The following is a 6,131-nucleotide window of genomic DNA, read 5'->3' on the forward strand; positions in this document are numbered from 1 at the left end:
GAGCGAGTGTCAGCTCGGCATGAACATCTGCCACTGTTCGAGGGTCTGCGGGCGCATGACGTAGTTGTTCTCGCGCACTGACGACAGGGTGGCACTGGGCTCCTGGGAGTACCAGTGCCCGGGGTACACCACCGGATCGCCCTGAAGCTCGGACAGCGAGCGCAGGCTGTGGAACATTGCCTCGGAATCCCCACCCGGGAAATCCGTGCGCCCGCAACCGTCCACGAACAGGGTGTCGCCCGCGACGAGGCGGTCCTGGAACAGGAAGCACATGCTGCCCGGGGTGTGGCCGGGGGTGTGCAGCAGCTCGATGTCGAATGTCCCGACGGAGATCGTGTCGCCGTGCTCGTGCCCGGTCAGTTCACTCGGCGCGATCTCTGTGACATTCGCGACCCACGGCAACTCCTGCGCGTGTACATGGACCGGAACCTGCACGCGCTCGAGCAACTCGCGCACGCCCCCCAGGGTGAACCCCAGCATGGTGCCCCCGACGTGGTCGGGATGGTGGTGAGTGGCCAGTACGCCGGACAGGCGCAACCCGTCGCCTTCCGCGATATCCACCAGATCACCTGCGGCGTAGGCAGGATCCACGACCACACACTCACCGGTCTCGCGATCGCCGATCAGATACGAGAAATTGCGCATCTGCGTGGCGATCGGATCGCCTACGGCCCAATCCCGCCCGGCCAGCAGCTGTCGAAAATATAAACGGTCGGATCCCATGGCAACCACCCTATTGCCAATCGGCCAACCGCACGCACCGGGCCGTATTGTGACCCGTCACGGCTCAGCGCAAAATTGTGGCGATCTCGGTGGCCGCCTGCGGGCCGTAGGCCGCGCCGATCCGCTCGAGCGCGGTGTCGCGCTGGAAGGTCCACTCCTGGGTTCCGACGGTCTCGAGCACCAGCACGGCGATCAGCGAACCCAGCTGCGCCGAGCGCTCCAGGCTCAGTCCGGCGGTGTGAGCGGTGAGGAATCCTGCGCGGAAGGCGTCGCCGACGCCGGTCGGGTCGAGTTTCGACACCTCCGGCACGACCTCGACGTTCACCTCGACGCCGTCGCGATCGACGATCACCACGCCCTTGGAACCGAGCGTGGTCACCCGGATTCCGACGCGTTGTGCGATCTCATCAGGGGTCAGGCCGGTCTTCTGCAGCAGCAGGCCCCATTCGTACTCATTGGTGAACAGATAGGTGGCGCCGTCGATCAGGGCCAGCGCCTGCGTGCTGTCCAGGCGGGCCAGTTGCTGGGAGGGGTCGGCGGCGAACGCGATGCCCTGGGCGCGGCACTGTTCGGTGTGCAGAACCATCGCGTCGGGATCGTTGGCGCCGATCAGCACCAGGTCCAGGGTGTGCTCCCGGGCCAGGTCGGCGATCGAGATCTCGCGGGCCTCGCTCATCGCGCCGGGATAGAACGAGGCGATCTGGGCCATGGTCTCGTCGGTGGTGCAGACGAACCGCGCGGTGTGCGCGGTCTGCGAGATCCGCACGCCCGAGCAGTCGACGCCGTTGCCCTCCAGCCAGTTCCGGTATTCGGCGAAATCCGCGCCGACGGCGCCGACCAGCAGCGGGTCGCGGCCCAGCAGGCCCATGGCATAGGCGATGTTGCCTGCGACGCCGCCGCGGCGGATGACCAGATCGTCCACCAGGAAGCTCAGTGACACGTGCTGCAGCTGATCGGCCAGCAGAGCGTCGGAGAACTTGCCCGGAAAACGCATCAGATGGTCTGTCGCAATGGATGCGGACACTGCGATGGTCACGAAAGCCGGTCCTTCACTTGTCGAGGTGGAGATCACTCTCACGGTACCGCGAATCGTACGGGGTAAGAGCGGACACAACGCAGCGGCGCGTGCGGAGGCCGCACGCGCCGCGTCGATTCAGCTGTGGATCAGTTGAAGCTGTCGCCACAGGCACACGAGCCGGTGGCGTTCGGGTTGTCGATGGTGAAGCCCTGCTTCTCGATGGTGTCGACGAAGTCGATCTTCGCGCCCTCCACGTAGGGGGAGCTCATCCTGTCGACGGCCAGCTTGACGCCGCCGAACTCCACGATCAGATCGCCGTCGAGGGCACGATCGTCGAAGAAGAGCTGATAGCGCAGACCGGCGCAGCCACCCGGCTGGACGGCGATGCGCAGCGACAGGTCGTCGCGGCCTTCCTGATCGAGCAACGCCTTGGCCTTCGAGGCGGCGGCATCGGTCAGCGTCACACCGTGGGTGGTGGTTTCGTTCTGCACGCTGGTCATGAGGTCTCCTAGTCCGTCCGCAGTGTGTTCCGGCCGTCCTGCCGAAGGTACGGCTCCTCAGCGGTCAACATCACCTGAATGGGCGACTATTCCAATCTTGCCACTCCAGCAGGATCCGCGCTCCACGGTACCCCGGAAACGGCGGGTTACCGTGGGTTGAACGGCTTGCTATGACGTTCGGCACAGCAAACTGGGCGGACCGCATTTTCAAGGAGGTCATCGATCGAATAGCCTGGTCGCGTGAAGTTCCTCCGCCGTGGCGAATCATCGACCAGCAACGACCTCGCCGACGACACCTCGACCGACCGCATCGGCGGTTCGGCCACCACGGCTACCACCGCAGGTAAAGGGCGGCCGACCCCCAAGCGGCGCGACGCCGAGGCCCGGCACCGCGGCCCCGTCGCGCCCGCCCCCATGACGCAGAAGGAGGCCCGGGCGCGTCGCAAGGCCACCCGTGGCTCCCGGTCGGACCGCAAGGCCGCCTCCACCGACCGCCGTGCCGCGGCCGCCGATCGGCGCGCCCGCATGCTCGCCGGTGAGGAGAAGTACCTGCTGCCACGCGACCGCGGCCCCGTCCGTGGCTACGTGCGCGACCTGGTCGACGCCCGCCGCAACCTGGTCGGCCTGTTCATGCCGCTGGCGCTGGTGATGATCGTGGCGATGTTCCTGACCCCGGTCATTCAGGGCTACGTCACGCTGGCCATGATCGTGATGCTCGTGTTCATGGCCGGTGAGGGCCTGGTGCTCGGCCGGATCATCAACCGCCGGGTGCGCGAGCGCTTCCCCGACAGCAGCGATTCGGTTGTCTCGCTCGGGTGGTACGGATTCGTACGCGCCACTCAGATCCGCCGCATGCGCGCCCCCAAGCCCCGGGTCAGTCCGGGCGACGCGATCTAGACCGTCGTTCCGCTTTGACGACGACCCTGTCGACTCGGCCCGATTCGCATGCATGTGCCACTCTTCGAGCTGACCCCGGTGAGGTTCAGGTGAGCCGATCACGCTGGGATGAGTCGCCCGGCTTCGTGCGGTCTCCGCCTTTCGGACGCCGGGGTTCATCGTAACCGGTTGTGCGGCAGATGGATTCCCATTGACGACGGGTGGGGGAGGCGGAGCCGCGACGATCCGGGATGAGCGAGTCGCGGGCGTGTCGAAATGTGGTCGGGCGTTGTGACATAACGGGTCAGCCGTGTTCTCGCATAGTGCCGGTGGGACCGAGTAGGAGGCCGAGGCGGGCGGTGTCGGCCGGATGGAGTCCTGAGGCGCCCGGGCCGATCCGTGTGGCGTAGTAGCGATCCCACAGTGTGCCCAGCGCGGTCGACATTCGCCGTAGTCGATGTCGAATGGTCATGATTCCTCCGTGATCAACGGTACTGGCTCGAGCTCAGGATCGCCCGTAGCTCGCAGGTGATCCGCTGGGCGTCGCGGTCGATGGCGTTGGTGGATCCGGCCGGCCGGATATCGATGCGGCGGTAGGCCAATGCCGATGCTGCCGCGACGATGACCAGGAGTAACAGTGCGAAAGTAGCCATGGCAGTAATTTTGCGCTCATTAACTTGCCGCCAACAGTGGCAGAAAAGACATCGTCCATTAATATTCGGCCACGTACACTGTGCACATGCTGTCGAAGGTCGCCGTAGTACTCAGCGGAAACGTCGCGATGTTCGAATTCGGGGTGGTCTGCGAGGTTTTCGGGCTGGACCGCCGCGACGACGGACTGCCCCTGTTCGACTTCCGGGTGTGCGGCGCCGAGTCGGGCAGGCCGCTGCCGTCGAGCTCGCCCGGAATCACCATCACACCGGAGTACGGCCTCGACGAACTGGCCGATGCCGATTTGGTCGCGATTCCCGCCTACGCGATCGATGTGACGCCGGATCCCCGTGTGCTGGAGGCTGTCAGCGCGGCATCCGCGAGTGGCGCGACGGTGTTGACGGTGTGCTCGGGCGCATTCCTCGCCGGCGCCGCGGGCCTGCTCGAGGGTCGCAAATGCACCACGCACTGGCGCTATGTGGATCGGCTGGCACGGATGTATCCGACGGCGACGGTGGATCCGGACGTGCTGTTCGTGGATGAGGGCAATCTGATCACCAGCGCGGGCACCGCGGCCGGGATCGACGCCTCCCTGCACCTGGTCCGCCGCGAGCTGGGCAGCGCCGTGGCCAACAAGATCGCCCGGCGCATGGTCGTGCCGCCGCAACGCGACGGCGGCCAGCGTCAGTTCATCGAGCGTCCGGTGCCCGACTGCGACGTCGACAGCCTGGGCGACACGCTGCGCTGGATGCAGGAGAACCTCGAATTGCCGCACACCGTGGAGGAATTGGCGGCTCGCTCGACCATGTCCACCCGCACCTTCGCCCGCCGCTTCGCCGCCGAGACGGGGACGACTCCGGTGAAATGGCTGACCACGCAACGTATTCTGCTGGCCAAGCAACTGCTCGAGGACACCACGCTGGATCTGGAGAGCATCGCTGGTCGCTGCGGATTCGGCTCTGGTGCGCTGCTGCGCCACCACTTTCAGCGCATGGTCGGTGTCGCGCCCACTGAATACCGGCGCTGCTTCGGGCTCGGCAAGGAACCCTCACCGTCACCGTAGGGTCTCGGGCAGTCCGGCGCCGGATCCATCCGGCCCGAGGCGTCGTACGGTAGGCGCTGCGATAGCCATAGATCACGACGGTGTGCTCGATGGCGACCACCGATTCGAATCCGCACTGCTGCGCGTGCTGCGCGAATCCGCCGACCCACCCGGGATCGGCCGTGCGGGCGGACGCGGCGGGCAGCAGCACGGCGAAATCCTTCCTCCGATCGTGCAGCCGAACCGGTGGCGGCCCCAGTGGAGTTGCCGAGGTGAGCTATTCCTCGCCCGAGAATCGTTCCCACGCGGATTGGCGGGTCATGCCGAGCGCGCTGCCGATGCGGGTCCAGGTGATCTTGCGGCGGCGCAGTTCGTCGACCCAGGTGCGCAGGTTCTCCTCGACCTGAGCGGAGACCGTGGCGATGCGCGGAATGTGTTCGAGCATCTGCTCGTCGGACAGCGTCTTGAACGGGTGCAGCGGGGCCGGAGTGTCCGTATCGGTGTACTGCTCGATGATCGTCGCGGCCAGTCCGACGCACTGGTCGCAGATGTTCACACCGGCTCCCGCTACGAGTCTCCGCACTTCGGCGGCTGGTTTACCGCAGAAGGAGCAATGGGGAAGGGCTGGTGCTGGTGCGGTCATCGTAAGTCTCCTGTCAGGTGATGCCTGACATCAGTATGTGCTGTCAGGTGTCTCCTGACAAGAGGAAGCGATGCGGTCGTGGCCAGGGGGAAAGGTCGCGATCCGATGCCGCGGACACTGACGGCACGGCGCGAATCCCGCGATGAGGTGGCGATTGGTACCGTTCTGGCGTGTTGAACGATGCTGCGAGCGAGCACACCCACCGCACGTTGGTGCTCGGCGGGACGCGATCCGGGAAGTCGGCGTTCGCCGAGGAACTGGCCGGGCGGGCCGGGGTGGTCCGCTATATCGCGACCGCCGTGGTGGATCCGGACGACGGCGATTTCGCCGATCGTGTTGCGGCGCATCGGGAGCGCCGTCCGCGGGAGTGGAGCGTCGTCGAGGGCGACCCGGTGGCGGCGCTGGCCGAACCCGCGCCGATGACGCTGATCGATGACCTGGGCACCTGGCTCACCGGACGGATCGACGCGCGCGCGGCCTGGGACGCGCCGCGCGGGACCGTCGCGCCCGATCTCGACGCGCTGGTCTCGGCGGTCGCCGGATACGAGCAGCCGCTGGTGATCGTGAGTCCGGAGGTGGGGTTGGGCGTGCTGCCCGCCACCGCGTCCGGGCGGCTGTTCGCCGACGAGATCGGCGCGCTGAACCAGCGCCTGGCCGCGCTGTGCGACGAGGTGTATC

9 protein-coding genes are annotated in these 6,131 nt (G+C 66.6%); 3 read left to right on the plus strand and 6 right to left on the minus strand.

The annotated features are described in order from the left end of the window. Window positions 1-9: 9 nt before the first annotated feature. The 3 genes from JZ791_RS14695 to JZ791_RS14705 all read right to left on the minus strand — a co-directional run bounded on the left by JZ791_RS14695 (window position 10) and on the right by JZ791_RS14705 (window position 2,241). Entirely contained in the window at window positions 10-723 is a 714-nt protein-coding gene (locus JZ791_RS14695; RefSeq protein ID WP_216895103.1) for an MBL fold metallo-hydrolase, read from the minus strand. Between the two features lie 64 nt (window positions 724-787). Next, on the minus strand, window positions 788-1,759 hold the full coding sequence (locus JZ791_RS14700) for a carbohydrate kinase family protein (RefSeq protein ID WP_216895105.1): 972 nt from the start codon (window positions 1,757-1,759) through the stop codon (window positions 788-790). 128 nt (window positions 1,760-1,887) lie between these two features. Continuing rightward, window positions 1,888-2,241 carry a HesB/IscA family protein gene (locus JZ791_RS14705; protein ID WP_216895107.1) on the minus strand — a complete coding sequence of 118 codons (354 nt, stop codon included), beginning with the start codon at window positions 2,239-2,241 and terminating at the stop codon, window positions 1,888-1,890. A gap of 240 nt (window positions 2,242-2,481) precedes the next feature. Here JZ791_RS14705 and JZ791_RS14710 point away from each other — a divergent pair, with 240 nt between their 5' ends. Then, window positions 2,482-3,138 (plus strand): DUF3043 domain-containing protein, encoded by a 657-nt coding sequence (locus tag JZ791_RS14710; protein WP_216895109.1) that lies wholly within the window; start codon window positions 2,482-2,484, stop codon window positions 3,136-3,138. Between the two features lie 283 nt (window positions 3,139-3,421). Here the strand turns inward: JZ791_RS14710 and JZ791_RS14715 are convergent, their stop codons facing one another. Beyond that, on the minus strand, window positions 3,422-3,589 hold the full coding sequence (locus tag JZ791_RS14715) for a hypothetical protein (protein ID WP_216895111.1): 168 nt from the start codon (window positions 3,587-3,589) through the stop codon (window positions 3,422-3,424). 13 nt (window positions 3,590-3,602) lie between these two features. Continuing rightward, a complete protein-coding gene (locus JZ791_RS14720) occupies window positions 3,603-3,770 on the minus strand; it encodes a hypothetical protein (RefSeq protein ID WP_216895113.1) in 168 nt (55 codons plus the stop codon). 86 nt (window positions 3,771-3,856) lie between these two features. Here JZ791_RS14720 and JZ791_RS14725 point away from each other — a divergent pair, with 86 nt between their 5' ends. Next, window positions 3,857-4,831 carry a helix-turn-helix domain-containing protein gene (locus JZ791_RS14725; protein ID WP_216895115.1) on the plus strand — a complete coding sequence of 325 codons (975 nt, stop codon included), beginning with the start codon at window positions 3,857-3,859 and terminating at the stop codon, window positions 4,829-4,831. A gap of 256 nt (window positions 4,832-5,087) precedes the next feature. On the opposite strand, the gene JZ791_RS14730 is transcribed toward JZ791_RS14725, so the two are convergent. Beyond that, window positions 5,088-5,453, minus strand: a complete 366-nt coding sequence (locus tag JZ791_RS14730; RefSeq protein ID WP_216895117.1) for a ClpX C4-type zinc finger protein — start codon at window positions 5,451-5,453, stop codon at window positions 5,088-5,090. 170 nt (window positions 5,454-5,623) lie between these two features. Here JZ791_RS14730 and JZ791_RS14735 point away from each other — a divergent pair. Next, window positions 5,624-6,131: bifunctional adenosylcobinamide kinase/adenosylcobinamide-phosphate guanylyltransferase (locus JZ791_RS14735; protein ID WP_216895119.1), on the plus strand; the 508-nt coding region annotated here is incomplete at its 3' end.

It is taken from the genome of Nocardia alni, from assembly GCF_019038435.1.
Classification (GTDB): Bacteria; Actinomycetota; Actinomycetes; order Mycobacteriales; family Mycobacteriaceae; genus Nocardia; species Nocardia alni.

Excerpts from the sequence above, each read along its gene's own strand:
- JZ791_RS14720 (WP_216895113.1), bottom strand. The coding sequence starts at position 3,770 with ATGGCTACTTTCGCACTGTTACTCCTGGTCATCGTCGCGGCAGCATCG.
- JZ791_RS14705 (WP_216895107.1), bottom strand. The coding sequence starts at position 2,241 with ATGACCAGCGTGCAGAACGAAACCACCACCCACGGTGTGACGCTGACC.
- JZ791_RS14695 (WP_216895103.1), bottom strand. The coding sequence starts at position 723 with ATGGGATCCGACCGTTTATATTTTCGACAGCTGCTGGCCGGGCGGGAT.
- JZ791_RS14730 (WP_216895117.1), bottom strand. The coding sequence starts at position 5,453 with ATGACCGCACCAGCACCAGCCCTTCCCCATTGCTCCTTCTGCGGTAAA.
- JZ791_RS14715 (WP_216895111.1), bottom strand. The coding sequence starts at position 3,589 with ATGACCATTCGACATCGACTACGGCGAATGTCGACCGCGCTGGGCACA.
- JZ791_RS14725 (WP_216895115.1), top strand. The coding sequence starts at position 3,857 with ATGCTGTCGAAGGTCGCCGTAGTACTCAGCGGAAACGTCGCGATGTTC.